18 protein-coding genes are annotated in these 18,555 nt (G+C 53.9%); 10 read left to right on the forward strand and 8 right to left on the reverse strand.

The genetic code is table 11. The annotated features are described in order from the left end of the window. Window positions 1-59 precede the first annotated feature (59 nt). The 4 genes from mgrA (at window position 60) to AC4LF3_RS09965 (ending at window position 3,560) form a co-directional block, all read left to right on the forward strand. Window positions 60-1,103, forward strand: a complete 1,044-nt coding sequence (gene mgrA, locus AC4LF3_RS09950) for an L-glyceraldehyde 3-phosphate reductase (protein ID WP_491835202.1) — start codon at window positions 60-62, stop codon at window positions 1,101-1,103. A gap of 49 nt (window positions 1,104-1,152) precedes the next feature. Further along, the gene (locus AC4LF3_RS09955; protein ID WP_491835203.1) at window positions 1,153-1,584 is read left to right on the forward strand and encodes a thiol-disulfide oxidoreductase DCC family protein; all 432 of its coding nucleotides are present in this window, start codon (window positions 1,153-1,155) and stop codon (window positions 1,582-1,584) included. Between the two features lie 240 nt (window positions 1,585-1,824). Beyond that, complete coding sequence (locus tag AC4LF3_RS09960; RefSeq protein WP_010798320.1) at window positions 1,825-2,994, forward strand: zinc-dependent alcohol dehydrogenase; 1,170 nt, start codon at window positions 1,825-1,827, stop codon at window positions 2,992-2,994. 11 nt (window positions 2,995-3,005) lie between these two features. Next, window positions 3,006-3,560 carry a hypothetical protein gene (locus AC4LF3_RS09965; protein ID WP_491835205.1) on the forward strand — a complete coding sequence of 185 codons (555 nt, stop codon included), beginning with the start codon at window positions 3,006-3,008 and terminating at the stop codon, window positions 3,558-3,560. A gap of 47 nt (window positions 3,561-3,607) precedes the next feature. Here the strand turns inward: AC4LF3_RS09965 and AC4LF3_RS09970 are convergent, their stop codons facing one another. Then, window positions 3,608-5,791 (reverse strand): putative bifunctional diguanylate cyclase/phosphodiesterase, encoded by a 2,184-nt coding sequence (locus tag AC4LF3_RS09970; RefSeq protein WP_491835206.1) that lies wholly within the window; start codon window positions 5,789-5,791, stop codon window positions 3,608-3,610. Between the two features lie 213 nt (window positions 5,792-6,004). Here AC4LF3_RS09970 and AC4LF3_RS09975 point away from each other — a divergent pair, with 213 nt between their 5' ends. Both AC4LF3_RS09975 and AC4LF3_RS09980 read left to right on the forward strand, forming a co-directional pair. Beyond that, window positions 6,005-7,291 carry a tyrosine-type recombinase/integrase gene (locus AC4LF3_RS09975; RefSeq protein ID WP_010798323.1) on the forward strand — a complete coding sequence of 429 codons (1,287 nt, stop codon included), beginning with the start codon at window positions 6,005-6,007 and terminating at the stop codon, window positions 7,289-7,291. A gap of 363 nt (window positions 7,292-7,654) precedes the next feature. After that, window positions 7,655-8,263, forward strand: coding sequence for a PH domain-containing protein (locus AC4LF3_RS09980; RefSeq protein WP_491835207.1), 609 nt, complete (start codon window positions 7,655-7,657; stop codon window positions 8,261-8,263). 73 nt (window positions 8,264-8,336) lie between these two features. On the opposite strand, the gene thpR is transcribed toward AC4LF3_RS09980, so the two are convergent. The 7 genes from thpR to AC4LF3_RS10015 all read right to left on the reverse strand — a co-directional run bounded on the left by thpR (window position 8,337) and on the right by AC4LF3_RS10015 (window position 15,692). Next, complete coding sequence (gene thpR, locus AC4LF3_RS09985) at window positions 8,337-8,852, reverse strand: RNA 2',3'-cyclic phosphodiesterase (protein WP_491835208.1); 516 nt, start codon at window positions 8,850-8,852, stop codon at window positions 8,337-8,339. A 57-nt stretch (window positions 8,853-8,909) separates the two neighbouring features. Further along, window positions 8,910-9,299, reverse strand: coding sequence for a RidA family protein (locus AC4LF3_RS09990; protein ID WP_010798326.1), 390 nt, complete (start codon window positions 9,297-9,299; stop codon window positions 8,910-8,912). Between the two features lie 9 nt (window positions 9,300-9,308). Next, window positions 9,309-10,769, reverse strand: a complete 1,461-nt coding sequence (locus tag AC4LF3_RS09995) for an N-acyl-D-amino-acid deacylase family protein (protein WP_491835209.1) — start codon at window positions 10,767-10,769, stop codon at window positions 9,309-9,311. Window positions 10,770-10,771: 2 nt separating this feature from the next. Continuing rightward, on the reverse strand, window positions 10,772-11,632 hold the full coding sequence (locus AC4LF3_RS10000) for a MurR/RpiR family transcriptional regulator (RefSeq protein ID WP_491835210.1): 861 nt from the start codon (window positions 11,630-11,632) through the stop codon (window positions 10,772-10,774). After that, window positions 11,632-12,981, reverse strand: coding sequence for a GntT/GntP/DsdX family permease (locus AC4LF3_RS10005; protein ID WP_491835211.1), 1,350 nt, complete (start codon window positions 12,979-12,981; stop codon window positions 11,632-11,634). Before AC4LF3_RS10005 ends, AC4LF3_RS10000 begins: the two co-directional genes overlap by 1 nt. A 53-nt stretch (window positions 12,982-13,034) precedes the next feature. Further along, window positions 13,035-14,186 carry an amino acid deaminase gene (locus AC4LF3_RS10010; RefSeq protein ID WP_491835212.1) on the reverse strand — a complete coding sequence of 384 codons (1,152 nt, stop codon included), beginning with the start codon at window positions 14,184-14,186 and terminating at the stop codon, window positions 13,035-13,037. A gap of 249 nt (window positions 14,187-14,435) precedes the next feature. Next, complete coding sequence (locus tag AC4LF3_RS10015; RefSeq protein ID WP_491835213.1) at window positions 14,436-15,692, reverse strand: lipase family protein; 1,257 nt, start codon at window positions 15,690-15,692, stop codon at window positions 14,436-14,438. Window positions 15,693-15,916: 224 nt separating this feature from the next. On the opposite strand from AC4LF3_RS10015, the gene AC4LF3_RS10020 reads away from it, so the two are divergent. From AC4LF3_RS10020 to tcyN, 4 genes are all read left to right on the forward strand, one after another. Then, window positions 15,917-16,081: a hypothetical protein gene (locus AC4LF3_RS10020; protein WP_010798332.1), complete on the forward strand. Its 165-nt coding sequence runs from the start codon at window positions 15,917-15,919 to the stop codon at window positions 16,079-16,081. A 166-nt stretch (window positions 16,082-16,247) separates the two neighbouring features. After that, window positions 16,248-17,036 (forward strand): cystine ABC transporter substrate-binding protein, encoded by a 789-nt coding sequence (gene tcyJ, locus AC4LF3_RS10025; protein ID WP_491835214.1) that lies wholly within the window; start codon window positions 16,248-16,250, stop codon window positions 17,034-17,036. Continuing rightward, entirely contained in the window at window positions 17,033-17,701 is a 669-nt protein-coding gene (tcyL, locus tag AC4LF3_RS10030; RefSeq protein WP_219652707.1) for a cystine ABC transporter permease, read from the forward strand. Before tcyJ ends, tcyL begins: the two co-directional genes overlap by 4 nt. Before the next feature lie 3 nt (window positions 17,702-17,704). Continuing rightward, window positions 17,705-18,457 carry an L-cystine ABC transporter ATP-binding protein TcyN gene (gene tcyN / locus AC4LF3_RS10035; RefSeq protein ID WP_491835215.1) on the forward strand — a complete coding sequence of 251 codons (753 nt, stop codon included), beginning with the start codon at window positions 17,705-17,707 and terminating at the stop codon, window positions 18,455-18,457. Window positions 18,458-18,555 lie beyond the last annotated feature (98 nt).

Here is an 18,555-nt window from a genome sequence, read left to right on the forward strand (position 1 = left end):
AGTTGTCGTATAACCGTTGCAGACCTAAGCATAAGCACAACAGAAGAGAGGAGAACGCCTTGAGCTATACGGCTGCCATCAACCGATACGAATCCATGCCTTACCGCCGGGTAGGCAAGAGTGGTCTGGTCCTGCCTGCACTGTCCCTGGGCTTGTGGCACAACTTCGGTGACACCACACCCATTGAAAACCAGCGGGCCCTGTTGCGTACGGCGTTCGACTTTGGCATCAACCATTTCGATCTGGCCAATAACTACGGTCCTCCCTACGGCAGCGCTGAAACCAACTTCGGCCGAATCCTGCGGGAAGACTTCAAGCTCTATCGGGACGAGCTGATCATTTCCAGCAAAGCCGGCTGGGATATGTGGCCAGGGCCTTATGGACAGGGCGGTGGCTCACGCAAATACGTCCTGGCAAGCCTTGATCAGAGCTTGAAGCGTATGGGGCTGGATTACGTCGATATCTTCTACTCCCACCGCTTCGATGCCAACACACCACTTGAGGAAACCGCCAGTGCATTGGCTACGGCCGTGCAGCAGGGCAAGGCCCTGTACATTGGCATATCATCCTATTCGGCCGGCAAGACACGCGAGATGGCAGCGCTGCTCAAGGAATGGAAGGTTCCTCTTCTCATCCATCAGCCTTCCTACAACCTGTTCAATCGCTGGATCGAAAAAGACCTGCTGGATGCAACTGATGAGGTCGGTGCAGGCGTCATCGCATTTACACCGTTGGCCCAAGGCTTGCTGACCGGCAAATACCTCAATGGCGTACCGGAGGATGCACGGGTGAACCGTCCCGGCGGTGCCTCCTTGCGACCGGAGCACCTGTCCGATGACAACATCGCACGGGCGCGCGCACTGAATGATATTGCCCAGCGTCGCGGTCAGAGTCTGGCTCAGCTTGCCCTGGCCTGGACGCTACGCGATCCGCGTGTCACCTCGGCGCTGATTGGGGCGAGTCGTCCGGAACAGTTGCAGGAAAATATCGGAGCCTTGAACAATTTGTCCTTTAGCGCGGAGGAGCTGGCAGAAATCGATAAGTATGCAGTTGAAGGGGGAATCAATCTGTGGGAAAAACCCTCTACCGATAGCCCTATCTGATCGAGTGAAAGGGTATGGCCTCTTCAGGTCGTACCCTTTGGAGAAGTATATGCAACCCGCGTGGCCGCTCACCTTGTTTTACGATGGCGACTGTCCGCTGTGTGCCCGCGAGATTCGATATCTGCGTCGATATGCTGACCCTGCACGTCTTTTATTTACAGACGTAGCTGACCCGACCTTCGAGGCACCGGCACCTGGCATGTCATCACAGCAGTTCAGGGATCTGTTGCACGCCCGATTTGCCGACGGGCAATGGGTCAAGGGGCTGGATGCAACCTATTGGAGTTGGCGAGCGGCAGGGCTTGGCCGTTGGGCAGCACCTCTTGCCTGGAAGCCGCTGCGGCCGATGTTTGATTTGGGTTATCGCCTGTTTTTGCGCGCTCGCCCGCAACTGGCCTGGATTCCTCACCCGGAAGGCTCCAAGCGCTGCAAGGATGATCAATGTACGCTTCCTGAGAAATCGAACGCTACCCGCGATTAACAGATAGAAAGTAGCTCTATAAGGTTTCTTAAGAGGAAATGACCAACAGGTCATCTTTATTCCTTACCGTTTGGTTTGAGGATCCGGGCAATCTTTGAACTTTTCCTATGCGTTCTGATGTCCTAATAGCATCACTGCCAAGGGAGTGGCCTTATTCATACAGCCCGCCCATGTCCCAGACAGGAGGGACCTTCACGCTGTTGGTGACGGGACTTTTCAACCAACGTTGGAAGAACGCGCATGAAAGCACTCTGTTGGCACGGGAAAAACGATATCCGCTACGACACCGTTCCGGACCCCAAGATCGAACACCCACGTGACGCTATTATCAAGACAACCAGCTGCGCCATTTGCGGCTCCGACCTTCACCTCTATGACCATTTCATTCCCGGCATGGAGTGCGGCGATGTTATGGGCCATGAATTCATGGGAGAGGTAGTTGAGGTCGGCTCGGAAAACAAAGAGTTAAAGGTAGGCGATCGCATCGTCGTGCCATTCACCATCACCTGTGGCGAATGCGAGCAATGCAAGCGTGGTAATTTCTCTGTCTGCGAGCGCTCGAATCGCCGTAAGGACTTGGGTGACAAAGTGTTTGGTCACTCCACTGCAGGCCTTTTTGGTTACTCGCACCTAACCGGCGGTTACGCAGGCGGGCAGGCCGAGTATGTACGTGTTCCGTTCGCAGATTCTACCCATGTAAAGGTTCCAAGCACGCTTACGGACGAACAGGTACTGTTCTTGGGTGATATTTTCCCCACGGGTTGGCAAGCTGCGGTGCAGTGTGACATTCAGCCTACTGATACCGTAGCGGTCTGGGGGGCGGGTCCGGTGGGTCAGTTTTGTGTGCGCAGCGCCATACTGCTGGGCGCCAAGCAGGTCGTGATGATTGATAACGTGCCTGAACGACTGCTCATGGCAGAAGCGGGCGGGGCGATAACCATCAACTTCGACAAGGAGAGCGTGGTTGAGCGTCTGAACGAGCTTACCCGCGGTAAGGGTCCTGAGAAATGCATTGATGCCGTAGGCCTTGAGTCCCATGCGACGCGGTCGCTGGATGCCGTTTATGATCGGGTCAAGCAGGCGACCATGATGGAGAGTGATCGTCCTCATGTATTACGCGAGATGATCTATGTCTGTCGCCCGGCGGGCATTTTATCTATCCCGGGCGTTTACGGCGGTCTGGTCGATAAGATTCCCATGGGGGCGCTCATGAATAAGGGGCTTACCATGCGCACCGGGCAAACGCATGTCAAACGTTGGACGGATGACCTGCTGCGCCGTATCGATGACGGACAGATCGACCCCTCATTCGTGATTACCCATACGGTAAGTCTCGACCAGGGCCCGGAAATGTATAAGACCTTCCGGGACAAACTCGACAACTGCATCAAGGTTGTTCTGAAACCTTGAGGGAGACGGCTATGACCATGCTTGAGAAATTTTCATCCCCCCAGCGATCACTAGGCGCTTCAGACAAGCTGGCCCGTGGCCTCGGCTTTTACAGCCTGGGTCTTGGTCTCCTGGAGTTGGCTGCTCCACGATTATTGACCCGCGCCCTGGGCATGGAAGGGTCGGAGAATATTGTTCGTGCCTATGGGGTGCGTGAGATTGTCAGTGGTGTCGGTGCGCTGAGTGACAACCCTACACCTGCGCTCTGGAGCCGTGTAGCGGGTGATGCCCTGGATCTGGCTACACTGGCGACCGGTCTGAATGCCGATAATCCCAAGCGGGGAAACGTGAAAATCGCGATGGCTGTCGTGCTGGCTACCGCGTTGGTCGATGTCATGGCAACACGGGGCGTCACAGAGCGCCACCACCGTCCACGGCACATGCATATACGTGACTACAGCAATCGATCCGGCTTTCCAAAGTCAATAAGCGACATGCGTGGTGCCGCAAGTGACTTTGAAACACCGGCTGATATGCGAGCCGATATCGGTAACGGTTATGCACGTGCAGATACTGGCCGCGCGTAGTCAGAAACCAGCAAGACAAGGCCTGCTTTTAAGCAGGCCTTTTCATTTCAGGCGAGGTGAGAATGAGAAAATGCGTTGTTGTTGCCTATCTCATCAAGCAAGAACGCCTGAAGTTTTTCGAAGGGAAGAGGGCGACTGGGTAGAAACCCCTGGGCAAGGTCGCACTGGTTATCGATCAGAAAGGTAATCTGTTGCTGGGTTTCCACGCCTTCGGCAATGACTTTCAGATGCAGCTTGTGTCCCATGGCGATGATGGCTTCCGCCAGGTCAAGGTCCCGCGCATTGTTGGGAATATCCTGAATGAACGAGCGGTCCACCTTGATAGCATCCAAGGGAAGCTGGCTCAGATACGCCAGTGATGAGTAACCTGTACCAAAGTCGTCAATGGACAACCGCACGCCAAGCTCACGCAACTGCCTTAGCTGCCCGATAACCTGGTCAATGTTGGCCATTAGCGCATTTTCGGTTACTTCAAGTTCGAGAAACTGGGGCTCCAGGCGTGCCTGACTCAAGGCTTCCTGAACGTTGGATACGAGCGTTTCACGCTCCAGGCTGCGTACACAGCAGTTGACCGCAACTCCAATCTTAAAGCCTTGCCGATGCAGTTTCTTGATATCACGACAGGCTCGGCGAATCACCCAACGGTCAATATCAGCAATAAACCCGTTTGCTGTCGCAATGTCGATAAAGTTACCGGGCAGCAGCAGGCCTTGTTCGGGGTGCTGCCAGCGCACCAATGCCTCTACATGACAAACCTTGCCGTTACTCAAGTCAAAGACGGGCTGGTAATACACGGTCAGATTATTACGACTCAATGCCTGTCGTAGCTCTTCCTCCATCTTTAGCTCAAGAGACGCTTTGCTCCTGAGCTGTTCCTGAAAGAAATACAGCATGTTGCGACCATTAGCCTTGGATTTGTACAAGGCCAGATCGGCATGCTTCATGAGATCTTCACCGGTCGTTGCATCTTGCGGGAATAGACTGGCCCCAATGGATGTGGTTATGACCATTTTTCGACCGGCCAGGATAATGGGCTCTTTCATCTTTTGCAGGATGCGGCGCCCCAACAGCTCGGCCTCATAATTCTCTTCAACGTTGGCAAGAATGCAGAATTCATCACCGCCTAGGCGTGCAATCAGGTCTCGCTCACGCAAGGCACTTTTCAGGCGCTGAGCCACAACACGCAACAGCTCATCACCGGCATCATGACCTAATGAATCATTGATCCGCTTGAAGTTATCCAGATCCAGAAACAGCAGGGCCATGGAAGTGCCTTGGGCCACGTGTTCATCCAGCCGCATCTGGATTTCCTTGTTGAAGGAATAGCGATTGTGCAGGCCTGTAAGGGCATCGAAATGAGCGACGTTATGGAGTGAAGCCTGTGTGCTATCAAGTTCGTGGAGCAGGGCGTTGACCCGTTCAAGATCTCGACGCTGGCTTTCCAGCTTCTTTCCTGCCCATACCGCAACCAGGCTGCAGCTGATAATAATCAGCGAAATAAAAGCCGTCGCTATACCTAGATAAGGTGAGTGATTGTCAACGTGCGCACCAGGGTCAAACGTCGAGCCGGCGGGGAGGGTAAAGGTAACGGCCGCCATACCACTGAAATGCATGGAGATAATACCTGCACCCAGCGCCAGACTCGCCGCCAGTTTCAACTTGAGCGGAGCAGGGTTGTCCGGCTGGCGTAGCTTCATGATCAACATCATCGACCCGAGGCTTGCCAACATCGATACCACAATAGAAAGCACGAATAGCCAGGGATCATAGTAGGCCGTTGCAGCAGATTGCATGGCGGCCATACCGATGTAATGCATGGCTGTAACCCCCAAGCCAATACTGATCGCCGCGCCGATATATTGTCTGGCGGTAAGAGCAGGGCGACCAATCATGACCATGGCCAGCAAGGACGCCATGATAGCGATGACCAGCGAAAGGGCTGTAAGGCGATGGTCGTAATACACTGGAATCGGCATGACGAACGCCATCATGGCAAGGAAGTGCATCGACCAGATACCGCCGCCCAAACAAAAGGCACCGATCCAGCGCCACAGCATGCGCGTTCGGCGATCATCAGCGACCGCAACATCAGCAAGGCTCAGCGCGGTATAACCGGCAGCAGTTGCAATCAGATAGGAAAAGACAACCAATAGAGAAGTGTGGCTATGCTCGACAGGCGAAAGGCCGGATTGCTGAAGATCTGTGAGAAAATGAATACCTAACCAGTCCACGGCGAGCCACCTTTAAAGCTGAACGGCATTTGCCTATAAAAATGAGATCAATCTCACACAGCTTAGTTCTTTAACGGTTCGTTGGAAGCGGCCCGAGACGACTTTCGTAAGTACTTGTGTCTTCTATAAAATCCTATAAATAAGCTAATTTCCGATTACGTCCATAATCGGAAATTGATATACTAAGAAACCTGCCTTTTCAGTGTTATTTCGATGCTTTTCTCGTCTAAACCCCAGCCTTTATTTGATACTTATGCCAGTTTTCTTGGGCTTAACGCTACGTCTTATGAGGCAGAACATACGTCTATCCTGAATTACCTGAAACGGTTTGAGCCCGGTATTCCGGCTAAAGACGATTATTTTCATGTGCGTGAATTTTTGCGCTCTTATGCCGGCTGGGAAACGACATTCAAAGCCTATCGCACCCAAGTTGAACGTCTCCTTCTGTGGAGCTGGATCAAGGAAGGGAGGTCTATCCTTTCGCTCCGCCGCCAGGATGCCGAGGCGTTCCTGGCATTCAGTCAGGAGCCTGACGAGGACTGGGTGGGCACCTCTGTTCGTCGCCGCTTCATTCTGAAAGATGGCAGCATGGAGCCCAATCCGTTGTGGCGCCCCTTTGGGATTCAGGGTGACAAAGCCTCACGCAAGCTTGCTGTCGAAACAGGAGACGACGATGACACTACCCCAGAACGCTATGAAATGGCTCAGGGTACGCTCAAGCAAGTCTTTGCAATCTGCAGCTCATTCTATGATTACCTCAATGATCAGGACGTATTGGTGGGTAATCCCTTTCGAGCGATCAAGCAGAAGAGCCGCTTCTTTCAAAAGAAAGCCAAGGCTGTCAGCGGCAAGGTCCTTGACCGCCTTCAATGGGAGTTCGTTATTGAAACAGCGGAATGCATGGCTGCAGAAGAGCCTGAAAAGCACGAGCGTACACTCTTTATCATAGCGACCCTATTTTCACTCTACCTGCGAATCTCCGAACTTTCCGGGCGGCCCGGCTGGTCTCCCACCATGGACGCCTTTCAGAAAGACCCTGACGGTTCCTGGTGGTACGTTGCAATTGGCAAGGGCAACAAGGAGCGTCGCATCTCGGTCAGTGATGACATGCTGGTCTATCTCAAGCGCTACCGGGCCTTCCGCAATCTGACGCCGCTGCCATACGCCGGAGATCCTGCGCCGCTACTGACCAAACACAATGGACAAGGCGGCCTGACCGATCGGCAGATTCGCAACCTGGTACAGGAATGCTTCGACACGGCGCTTGTACGAATGAAACAGGAAGGTCGCAGCGAGGACGAAGTATCCAATCTGCGTGCAGCCAGCGCCCATTGGTTACGCCACACCAGCGCAACCTACGATGCACCAAGCAGACCACTCAAACACCTGCAGGAAGATCTTGGCCACGCCAAGGCGAGTACAACGCAAGACATTTACTACAACGCCATCAACCAAGAGCGAGCGGCGTCTGGTAAACAGCGGCGTTTAAAGGATCAATAAAGAAGTGAGCCATAAAAAGCTCAAAAAAGCTCATATGGGGTTTCGCAGCGTTCAAGGCGCTGCCCATGGCTCCACATCCAGAACACATTGCTTCGCATAATGTATATTATGTTAAATTAGATATTAGCAAGCACTGACGCCTCTATCCCCTTCATGGGTTTTGGGTCTTAAACCTTCCTCTGGATCCGGTTAAGCCAAGACAGATTTTCTTGCCTCGTTAATGGGCCTTCCTACGCCTTGTCTTTTTCTTACTGCCTGATACAACTGCCCAACTGAAATTCACTTTGCGTGTTCAGTAAACCTTTTCTGCGTGCGTGCAGCCTCGATGTTGCGCCTTATCCTGTCACTCAAGGAAAGCCTGGTATGTTCAAACGATTTGCAGCAGATGCTTTGGGACTAAGCGACATCGGATCGATTATCAAACCAGCAGACTTCGACAAGGTCGATGCGGACGACTATCTCTTTCACGAGGACGGTGAAAAGATTTTCTTTCTGATCAAATCGAAAAAGGATGAATACTGCTTTACCAATCTGGCGTTGATTCATGTGGACGGCGAATCTGCGGTATCGTCCAAGCGCACTATCAAACGCTACGATTACCTCCGCGAGCGTATTCAGAGCGTCATGATTGAAACGGCCGGCACGGTGGATCTAGATGTCGAGCTGAAATTCGTCATAGGCGGCAAACCCTTCAGCATCGATATCAAAAAGACCTTTCTTGAACAGGTCAAAGACATCTACAAGTCTCTGATCGGAATCAGTAAGATTCAGCACCTAGAAGAACTCAAGCGTGCCAATGCATTAAAAGTACTGGATGTGACGGCCTCCATGTACAAGATTGCTAACCCAGCATCGCCTGAACACATAACCCAGCAATACACAGGTACCTTGGACACGCTGAATACCTTGATGCTGGAGACTTATATGACCCATGATTACAGCGCTGTATTCAGCAAGTATGTCCAGGCTTAAATATTCGCCAAGCAGCAATAGATAAAGTTTACATAAAAAGTAAAATGCGTAATGGGCGGCAGCTATCACCGCCCTATTCTCCCGGACGGCCTTCAGCTACTGTCCATTCTTTTAAAGCTCTGTATTGCACGCTTCCCTGGCTGCTTTCCGATACAAACAAGGCAAAGCGCTCTACTGGCCACGCCAATGACGGTAGTCCATTTGGCCGATAGCGGCTTTTACGTGCAGCCGTCAGGTGTGGGACAAAGGGTCTGCGATCCAGCGGAACGCCCAAACTTTTCAGTCCCCGGTTTAGATCGTCAACCAGCGACACCAGCGGCACAGGCGTCTGGGATGCAATCATGCTGATAAGCCCCTGATGCCAACGCTCGACGCGATCAAGCACGACCGTACATGGCTCAAAGCGTATGTGATCGCCTAGAGCCATAAGCGCGTCTATCTGTTCTTCTGGAATTTCACCCAGAAAAGCCAGTGTCATGTGGAGATTTCCAGGAGGAACCAGGCGCCCATCCATGCCCTGCTCCTTTCGCCAAGCGACTACACGTGTAACCACAGAGGCTGGGCACGGCAACGCAAAAAACATACGCATGATGATGGAATCCCTATAGTCAGAGTGATCAAACACTCTGACCCAGGAGCGGAAGCCTTATTCCGGTTTTTTGTAGGCAACGCAATCCACTTCGACTTTGCAGTCAATTACCATGCTCGACACTACACAGGCGCGTGCAGGCGGATGCTCGCCAAAATATTCCTTGAAGATCCTGTTGAAAGACATGAAGTCACGAGGATCATCCAGCCATACACCGCAACGCACCACATGCTCCGGGCCGTAGCCGGCTTCCTTGAGAATGGCCATGACGTTATCCAGGCATTGGCGCGTTTGAGTGACGATGCCGCCTTCGACCACCTCTCCGTTGACCATAGGGGTCTGGCCCGAGACGTAGAGCCATCCATCAGCTTCAACAGCGCGCGCAAACGGCAGGTGCTGCCCGCCTGTCCCGCTACCACCCTCAACACCGTAACGTTTGATTGACATGTCATCCTCCTAATTAAAGTGTGTACGCAGGTCACCTTGCCGGGAAAGGAAGCGACCGTTTCTATGGGGAGTCAGTTGTTTAGCTGAATACGACAGGATTCCATTTACCCAGACCGCATCGATCCCCTCTGCGACAACCTTGGGCGTCTTGAAATCGGCGGCGTCATGTACGGTTTTGGGATTGAACAAGACCAGATCCGCCCAATAGCCTTCCTTGATTAATCCGCGCTCGTAGAGCCCAAAACGGGCCGCTGAAAGTCCGGTCATCTTGTGTACCGCAGTATGTAGGGGAAACAGGGCCACGTCGCGACTGTAATGTCCCAGCACTCGCGGAAAGGCGCCCCACAAGCGAGGGTGCGGGAATGGGTCTTCGGGTAGGCCGTCCGACCCGATCATTGATAGCGGATGAGCCAGAATGCGCCTCACATCGTTTTCATCCATCCCGTAATACACTGCCCCGGCCGGTTGCAGGCGTTTGGCAGCATCCAGTAGTGATACGCTCCACTCCTCTGCAATGTCGTTCAGGTCGCAGCCGCTCACGTCAGGATAGGGGGTAGACCAAGTAATGGTTATGCGAAAATCAGCTGTTACCTGCTTGAGATCCAGCGTTGAGGAACTGGCCGAATAAGGATAGCAATCACACCCAACTGGATGATCCCGTGCAGCTTGCTCCAACGCCGCAAGAAGCTGTGGACTACGTCCCCAATTGCCTGCACCGGCACATTTGAGGTGCGAGACGATAACGGGCGCCTTCGCATGACGACCGATACGAAACGCTTCGTCCAAGGCCTCTAGTACAGGCTCGAATTCGCTACGCAAATGTGTGGTGTATACCGCTCCGTAGGCGTCCAGCTCTGAGGCCAGCTCCATTACTTCATCGGTACTTGCGTCATAGGCCGAGGCATAAGCGAGCCCTGTGGAAAGCCCCAGCGCACCTTGCTCCAGACTCTCACGCAACTGAGCCCGCATGGCAGCAATTTCGCCAGGCGTTGCCGTACGATAAAGGTCATCCATATGGTTGCTGCGCAGCGCTGTATGCCCAACGAGGGCAGCAACGTTTACCCCCGGATGCGCCTGTTCGACGGCTGACTTGTAATCGGCGAACGTCGGATAGGCAAAGGCCGCTGCTGGCCCCAACAGGTTCATGGGATCTGGCGGCTCGCCTTTCAAGCTGACGGGAGAAGCGCTGATGCCACAATTACCTACGATAACAGTCGTTACACCCTGGCTTAGCTTGGGCAGCATCTCCGGCTGACGAATCACCACGGTATCGTCATGGGTATGAACATCAATGAAGCCCGGTGAAAGCACCCTCCCCGCGGCGTCAACTTCATGGGTTGCCGTTGCCCCACTTATGCATCCTATCTGTTCTATTCGGCCGTTCTGTATAGCGATATCCGCCTGATAACCCGGCGAGTTGCTGCCATCGATCACCTGTGCATTGCGGATAAGAGCATCGTAGGTTGGCATTGTCAGTCTCCCAGCGGCAATCGCTCATCGCCGCCACGGTAGTCGTCCATGGCGAGCTTGATGCGCCGCAAGCGTTCCTGATTCGCTTCAGGTGCGCTCAATGCCAGCTCAGTAGCCAGAATATCCACGGCAAGCATCATTCCGTAGCGGGCGGCGGTAGGTTTATAGATAAAGTCTGTTTCAGCCAGAAACAGCGGCAGTACGACATCAGCCAGTTGGGCAACCAGCGATGTTTCGGGTGCGATGGCCAGAATGCGAGCGCCGTACCCCTTGGCCAGCTGCAACGACTCGACAAGTTCGGGGGTTATGCCCGTCATCGAGCAGGCAATCACTACCTGATCCTGGCCCAACGTGGCAGCCGTCAGGCGCATCAGGACCGGATCGTGATAAGCCGCGATGGGGTATCCCAGCCGAACCAGCCGGTACTGCAGTTCATCCGAAAAGATCGTAGAGCAACCGCCCATACCAAAGGCGTAAACCATGCGCGCCTCATGAACAAGTGCAACCGCCTGTGCAAAGGTTTGCTCATCGAAACAGGCCAGATGCTGGCGAAGCGTTGCTTCAATGTCACTGACGATATTACCAAAGAATGCAGAATGCTCCGGTGCGTGTGTTCGGCCCAGAAACCGCGCTCCAACACCGCTGGCCTGAGCTAGCTGCAAGCGCAGGTCCCGCAAGTCCTTGCACCCTGCGCTGCGGGCAAAGCGGGACAAGGTCGCACTACTGACTTCAGCCCGTGTCGCCAGCTCGTCCAGGCTGGCGCTGGCTGCGAACGGCACATCCTCCAGGATCAGGCGAGCGATACGTTGTTCGCCTGCACTCATATGCTCGAGACGTGCACGGATTTGATACAGAATATCCATTACAGTACAGCCGCCAACGCTAATGTCAGAAGAAAGGCGATGATGGAAATCAAGGTTTCCAATACGGTCCACGTCTTGAACGTCTGGGTTACCGTCATGTTGAAATACTCCTTGATCAACCAGAACCCGCCGTCATTTACATGGGAAAAGATGACCGACCCTGCCCCGGTAGCCAGAACCAGCAGTTCAGGGTGTGGATAGCCTAACCCTAGCGCAACAGGCGCGACGATGCCTGAAGCCGTGGTCATGGCGACCGTGGCCGAGCCGGTGGCAATGCGCATCAGCGCAGCAAAAAGCCACCCCATCATCAGAGGTGATAGGTTGAATTCCCGGGCCAGTCCAACGATTTCGGTGGTCACACCGGCATCGATAAGGATTCGGTTGAGCCCTCCACCAGCGCCTACCAGTAATGTGATCGTGGCCGTTGGAGCCAGGCATTCATTGGTAAATTTCAGGATCGTATCGCGGTTGAAGCCTTGAGCCAGCCCTAACGTCCAAAAACTCACCAATGTGGCAACCAGCAGTGCAATCACGGAGTTGCCGATAAATTGCAGAAACTGATTGAAGGCGCTGCCCGGCGTTGAAATCAGGTTGGCCCAGCCACCCATCAACATCAGCACAACGGGCAGGATAATCGTACCGATCGTGACGCCAAAACCAGGTAGCTGTTTACGAGGCTCACGCTCGGTAAACTGCTCAGCCAGTGGATTTTCGGCAGGTAACTGAATCTTTGGAACGATGAACCTGGCGTAGACCGGTCCGGCAAGAATGGCCGTCGGAATACCTACCAGAACCGCATAGAAGAGCGTCTGCCCTACCAAGGCATGATAGGACTGCACGGCCAGCATGGCAGCAGGATGCGGCGGAACGAGCGCATGCACAACCGACAACCCCGCCACCATGGGCAGGCCTACCATCAGGATAGAGACACCTACACGGCGGGCCACGGTAAAGGCGATAGGAACCAGCAGCACGAAGCCCACTTCAAAAAACAGGGGCAGCCCCACGAGAAAGGCAATGCAGACCATCGCCCAATGGGCATTGCGCTCGCCGAATCTGGCTATCAGGGTACGAGCGACCTGCTCTGCGCCGCCTGACTCGGCCATCATCTTGCCGAGCATGGTGCCCAATGCCACGACCAGGGCGATATGACCAAGCGTCTTGCCGACACCGGCCTCATAAGAGGCAACAATCGTATTGGCTGGCATACCGGCGACCAGAGCCAGTCCTACCGATACCAGGGTAATCACGATAAAGGGATTCAGCCGATACCGCGCAATCAAGACAATCAACGCAATGATGGCTACTACGGCATAGATCAGAAGCCAGAACCCGGTAGAAGGCGTCATCGAGCATTCCTCGTGCCTGAGTCCGTCCAAGGCTGGACGGCACAACGTCATTGTTAGAAGTAGGTGGCGACGGCCCCGGTGACACGGTATTGCTCATCTACCAGGAGGAGCTGCTTCCATTTATCGAACGTGAGACATGGATGAGAAATATCGAAACACAGCATGTCCCCTACCTGCAGATCCGCATCGGGTGGTACGTCCATAAAGGCATGCTGATCCATCATGGCGCTGATCTTCCAGGCTGCAGGCGCCTCCATTGGAGAGGCGGAATGACCGGGCCGAAAATGCAGCGAGGGAACAGGGAAACCGGCATCGAACGCCGCATCACGCTTGCCCAGTGCAATGATGGCGCGGCCCGGCTCGGGTCGTGATTGCACATAGGCCCAAAGTTGCAAGGCTGGCAGAAGGCTGCGCTGCATTTCCTGTGCAACAGGGTTATTGGCTTGAATACGTGCTTCGGCCGCTTTGTATATACCTACGTCATGGGTGAGATAGCAGCCGGGGCGTAACACAATATCCAAAGGCAGCCCCGTCTGAGGAAGCGCAAACTCCTCGGCAACCAGATCGAACCAGGCAGACCCAGCGCCTGACAGGATAATGCGAGGCTCGGCAAACCCGCTTTCATCAGCTATGGCACGCGTCCTTGCTACGGTTTTCTTGAGAAAATCACGGATTTCGGCCTCCTCTTTCAGGACCCCCTCGTAGACCTCAATCCCTACCAGGGCCAGTACCTGCGGCCAGCGTGAAATGGCGTCTCGCACTGCCCTTTCCTGCTCCTCATTACGCACGCCAGTACGACCGCCTGATACGCCGTATTCGAGTAGAACCCTGAGACGCTGACCTCTCCCGCTGAAGTAACGCCCCAGGCTTTCGACGTTCTGAGGGGAATCAACTACACAGCAAAAGCTGAAACCGGGATCGGCCTCTTGCAGATCGGCAATCAGGGCCATATTGGCTTTGCCAACCAGCTGATTGGCCATTAGCACACGCCGTATCCCGTGGGTAAACGCTACGCGAACCTGTGGTGCAGTGGCGAGCGTAATACCCCAGGCCCCCGCCTCCATTTGCCGCTTGAACAATGCCGGGCTCATGGTGGTTTTACCATGCGGCGCAAGCCGTACGCCGTATCGCTCCATGAACTGCTTCATCCACTGCAGGTTATGCTCGATACGCTGTTCCCGCAGTACCGCAACAGGCAGACTCACGTCCTCCTTCAAGATATCCCACCCCGAGGCGGCAACTTCTTGGGTGGAGACAGTACCCGCTAACGAACCGAGACCCTTTCCGAGTCCATTGACTTGTTCAGATGCAGCATGGTGAGGCTTCACGGCGATTCCCCTGCCTGGCTTTTTGAAAGCAACATACACCGAAGCGAGGTTTTATCAATTGATCATGAAAACTAATTTCATAAGCAGAAGACCTGATGCCGTTATTGGATAAAAACAGGTCGTAATTTAGGGAGAGGTTGTGCTTTTGGCAGGGCATGTAGAGACAATGGGCTCGTCTGTCATAACTTTGTGAGCAAAGCTCAATGCATCCTTTTGAGAGACCAGCCAAGCCCCTGAATGGCTTTCGCCCTTATATACATGAGCCTCAATTGTCGTACCGGCATTGCAGGCCTCCCGAACCAGTAGCTGCTGCCCCTCCGGACGAACATCCCGGTCCGCATCGCCGGTTCCGACAAACAAGGGCTGGTCCAGCTTCAAGGTATTGAAGCGATATTGAGGCAAAAGAATCTTAGCCATCGTCTTTACCGCCTCGGGTTGAACCGTATTAGCCTGAGTGAGGCCAGCCTGCATGACCTCTCGTGCCAAGGTGCCCACACACAAGCGGGCGGCCTTTTCGAATAACGGCATGGCTTTTGGCGTAAACAGCGTCGAAGCATCGGTTACTGGCTGCCTCTGATGGGCAACCAGCGCTACGTAAAACATATAGGCAATGCCGGGATCCACCTGGTTAGGATCTACCCCCGAGACGGTCATCGTTCTTTCCGTCAGATACGGTATACCTGTGACTATCGTGCCCTTGATATCCAGCTCCGGCGCATACTCCTTGGCAAATCCGGCCGTCGCAAAGGCCGCTCCGCCCCCTTGGGACTGTCCTGCCACGATCACCTTGTTGGCGATGGGATATCGTCCATCCGTAACGGCGCGGATACTATCGAGCACACCGTAGGCCTCGGAGCGCTTGGTCAGGTAGGGATGCAAACCGGGCGTGCCAAGCCCCTCATAATCCGTCGCGACAATGGCGTAACCCTGCTTAAGCCAGCGATTCAAGTAATCTTTGTAAACGGTTGGTGCTTCATTCCAGGACGGCGCGCAGACATCGGCTACGCCTACTGTTCCATGAGCCCACGCCAGCAACGGCCACCCTCCCTCAGGCGGTTGCCCTTTGGGAACGAACAACTGACCAGAGACCGTAATGGGCGAGCTGTCCAGACCGCTCACTGACGTGTAAAGAATACGAAACTGCCCTTCTGCATCCTCCAACCGATTTTGTGGGGGAAGTGGCTCACTGCGCAGCAACTCACCTGCAGCGGTTGGAATAGGTTTATCCCACCGATAGAACGTTGAAACGCCGCCGTCCCCCGAATCCCAAGATTCCTGAGCCTTGGCTGACTCTATTCCCATTAGTAACAACTGGGCACTGACCAGCAGAGTTGCTCTGAGCAGTCCTCTACGTTCATGAACAGGTCTTGCTCTGAATGACATCGTACTGTCTCTCCGCAGAGTTTATGGGACGGCTTTTATGCAAGACAGCGACTACGGCTCATGGTTTGATCAACGCCCTTTTGACCTGCTGCGCCGTACCAGAAATAGGAGTGCGAAGACTCGCACAGTTAAAAAACCGAAGACCGTCTATCCTGTTTTTGCTTGTCGTACCGCTTCGCTTGGAATACTGTATATCCAAACAGGAAAAGGACTGAGGTTGCATTATGTCGCTTGATCAAGCGGAAATGACAGTTAAGCAAGACCTGGAATGTGCTCTGGCATCGCTGGACATGCAGCGTGACGATTTTCTCGAACTGGCGCGCGGCATCAGACAGAAAATCTCGGAAGAGACTGAGGAAGCCGTTGAGCTGGAAGCCAATCTTGGCTGATTGCTCTTGAGTTAAACGGTACTTCTCCCGCTGCGGCTGCACCTGATCAGCCGCACGCTAATCTCCTGATTAAAGCTTTTTGCTATATCTATAGCGCCGGAAGCTATTTTATTAGCCCACTTGTGTAATCTTATAGTTCTAGATCCTTACATTATGGAATAAGAACATGAGAACCGCTCTGCGTCGTTATTTCACGTTTGCAAGCCTGGCTCTGGCACTCGGTATCTCCGTTAATGCCCATGCAGAAGACCTGTTAAAGGAAGTCAAGCAGCGCGGTACGCTGGTGATTGGGCTTGAGGGTACTTACCCTCCTTTCAGTTACCAGGATGAAAACGGCAAGCTGACCGGTTTTGAAGTCGAGTTTGCCCAGGCGCTGGCCAAGGAAATGGGCGTACAGCCAAAAATCCAGCCGGGCAAATGGGATGGTTTATTGGCCGCGTTGGATTCCAAGCGTCTGGATGTGGTGATCAATCAGGTCACCATTAGCGAAGAGCGCAAGAAAAAATATGATTTTTCGACGCCCTATACGGTCTCCGGTGTCCAGGCAATGACTCGCAAGAACGAGCAGGACACCATCAAGAAGCCGGAAGACTTGGCCAACAAGAAGGTGGGTGTTGGTCTTGGTACCAATTATGAGCAATGGCTCAAGGAAAACGTACCACAGGCTGATGTTCGCACTTATGAAGACGACCCAACCAAGTTTCAGGACCTGCGTGTAGGTCGGATCGATGCCGTTCTGGTAGACCGACTGGCCGCCTTTGAAATGGCTGCCAAAACCGGCAACCAGTTTGTACCGGCAGGCGAACCGTTCAATCGCCAGGAGTCGGGCGTGGCCGAGCGCAAGGGAAATCCTGAATTCCATGCCGCCATCGACCAGGCCATTGCCAAGATGAAAGCTGATGGCACGCTGGCCAAGCTCTCACAGAAGTGGTTCAAGGCTGACGTCACTCAATGAGCGAATCCAGCCTTCAACTGATACTGGATTCGCTTCCGTTTCTGCTCAAAGGTGCTGTCTGGACTGTACTACTCAGTCTGGGCGGCATGTTTTTCGGGCTGGTGCTCGGGTTCTTTCTGGCGCTGATGCGGCTTAGCCAAAACATGGTAGTGCGTGCAGTAGCGCGGGTATACGTGTCTTTCTTTCGAGGCACCCCACTGCTTGTGCAGCTGTTCATGATCTATTACGGCTTGCCTGAGATAGGCATTCAACTGGATGCTCTGCCTTCCGCGCTTGTAGGCTTCTCGCTAAATATGGCCGCCTATGTTTGTGAAATTCTCAGAGCCGCCATTGCGTCGATTGATCGTGGACAATGGGAGGCAGCTGCCAGCATCGGCATGACACGGACACAGACACTGCGTAGGACTATCCTTCCTCAAGCAGCCCGTACGGCGCTTCCACCATTGGGTAACAGTTTTATTTCCCTAGTAAAAGACACGTCACTAGCAGCCGTCATTCAAGTACCGGAGCTGTTTCGTCAGGCGCAACTCATTACAGCGCGTACCTTTGAAATCTTCAGCATGTATCTAACGGCAGCATTGATCTACTGGGTTCTGGCCAGCACCCTGGCGGCGTTGCAGAACACGCTGGAAAATCGGGTAAACCGGCATGATCAGGAGCGTTGAGTCATGATTGAAGTACGTAACCTGACCAAGTCATTCAATGGCCAGCCGGTGCTCAAGGGGATCAATCTGGATGTAGCAGCGGGCGAAGTCGTTGCCATTATTGGCCCCAGTGGCTCCGGCAAGACCACCCTGCTTCGTTGCCTGAATCTTCTTGAAACGCCCGATAAAGGCCGTATCCGCGTTGCAGATATCGCTATTGATGCAAGTCAGAACCTGAACTCGCAGCAGAGCCAGATTCGGACGCTCCGCCAACGCGCCGGCTTCGTATTTCAAAGTTTTAACCTTTTTCCTCATCGTACGGCTCTGGAAAACGTGATTGAAGGGCCGATTGTGGTCAAACGGGAGGCCAGGGAATCCGCCGAAGCCCGGGGCCGGGCATTACTGGCGAAGGTAGGTCTGGCGGGCAAGGAAGATGCGTATCCCAGACGGCTATCCGGCGGACAGCAGCAGCGCGTTGCCATTGCCCGTGCGCTGGCGATGCAGCCCGAGGTTATTCTCTTCGATGAGCCCACGTCAGCCCTTGATCCTGAGCTGGTCGGTGAGGTGCTGACAGTCATTCGTGACTTGGCCAATGAGCAGCGGACCATGGTAATCGTGACGCACGAGATGAGCTTCGCCCGTGACGTGGCGCATCGCGTGCTGTTTGTCGATCAGGGCGTGATCGTGGAACAAGGAGAAGCTAAGGAGCTGTTTGCCAATCCCCAGGAAGAACGGACGCAACGATTCTTGAGCATATTCAGAGGCCATGAAGGTTAGATGCTAACCTTCATGGCCTGTTGGTCACTGCTTGTCGGGACACCTCGGTTAATAGCTGGAACAGCCTATTAACCGTTTGGGCGTGGTCAGAGATCACC

This window comes from Pseudomonas sp. C2.3V, assembly GCF_058536325.1.

What these genes read in the sequence shown, in the direction of transcription:
- AC4LF3_RS09965 (WP_491835205.1), top strand. Translation starts at nt 3,006, where the DNA reads ATGACCATGCTTGAGAAATTTTCATCCCCCCAGCGATCACTAGGCGCT.
- AC4LF3_RS09995 (WP_491835209.1), bottom strand. Translation starts at nt 10,769, where the DNA reads ATGCCAACCTACGATGCTCTTATCCGCAATGCACAGGTGATCGATGGC.
- AC4LF3_RS10015 (WP_491835213.1), bottom strand. Translation starts at nt 15,692, where the DNA reads ATGTCATTCAGAGCAAGACCTGTTCATGAACGTAGAGGACTGCTCAGA.
- AC4LF3_RS10020 (WP_010798332.1), top strand. Translation starts at nt 15,917, where the DNA reads ATGTCGCTTGATCAAGCGGAAATGACAGTTAAGCAAGACCTGGAATGT.
- AC4LF3_RS10005 (WP_491835211.1), bottom strand. Translation starts at nt 12,981, where the DNA reads ATGACGCCTTCTACCGGGTTCTGGCTTCTGATCTATGCCGTAGTAGCC.
- AC4LF3_RS09960 (WP_010798320.1), top strand. Translation starts at nt 1,825, where the DNA reads ATGAAAGCACTCTGTTGGCACGGGAAAAACGATATCCGCTACGACACC.
- AC4LF3_RS09975 (WP_010798323.1), top strand. Translation starts at nt 6,005, where the DNA reads ATGCTTTTCTCGTCTAAACCCCAGCCTTTATTTGATACTTATGCCAGT.
- tcyN (WP_491835215.1), top strand. Translation starts at nt 17,705, where the DNA reads ATGATTGAAGTACGTAACCTGACCAAGTCATTCAATGGCCAGCCGGTG.
- AC4LF3_RS09955 (WP_491835203.1), top strand. Translation starts at nt 1,153, where the DNA reads ATGCAACCCGCGTGGCCGCTCACCTTGTTTTACGATGGCGACTGTCCG.
- AC4LF3_RS09980 (WP_491835207.1), top strand. Translation starts at nt 7,655, where the DNA reads ATGTTCAAACGATTTGCAGCAGATGCTTTGGGACTAAGCGACATCGGA.
- tcyJ (WP_491835214.1), top strand. Translation starts at nt 16,248, where the DNA reads ATGAGAACCGCTCTGCGTCGTTATTTCACGTTTGCAAGCCTGGCTCTG.
- thpR (WP_491835208.1), bottom strand. Translation starts at nt 8,852, where the DNA reads ATGCGTATGTTTTTTGCGTTGCCGTGCCCAGCCTCTGTGGTTACACGT.
- AC4LF3_RS09990 (WP_010798326.1), bottom strand. Translation starts at nt 9,299, where the DNA reads ATGTCAATCAAACGTTACGGTGTTGAGGGTGGTAGCGGGACAGGCGGG.
- AC4LF3_RS10000 (WP_491835210.1), bottom strand. Translation starts at nt 11,632, where the DNA reads ATGGATATTCTGTATCAAATCCGTGCACGTCTCGAGCATATGAGTGCA.
- tcyL (WP_219652707.1), top strand. Translation starts at nt 17,033, where the DNA reads ATGAGCGAATCCAGCCTTCAACTGATACTGGATTCGCTTCCGTTTCTG.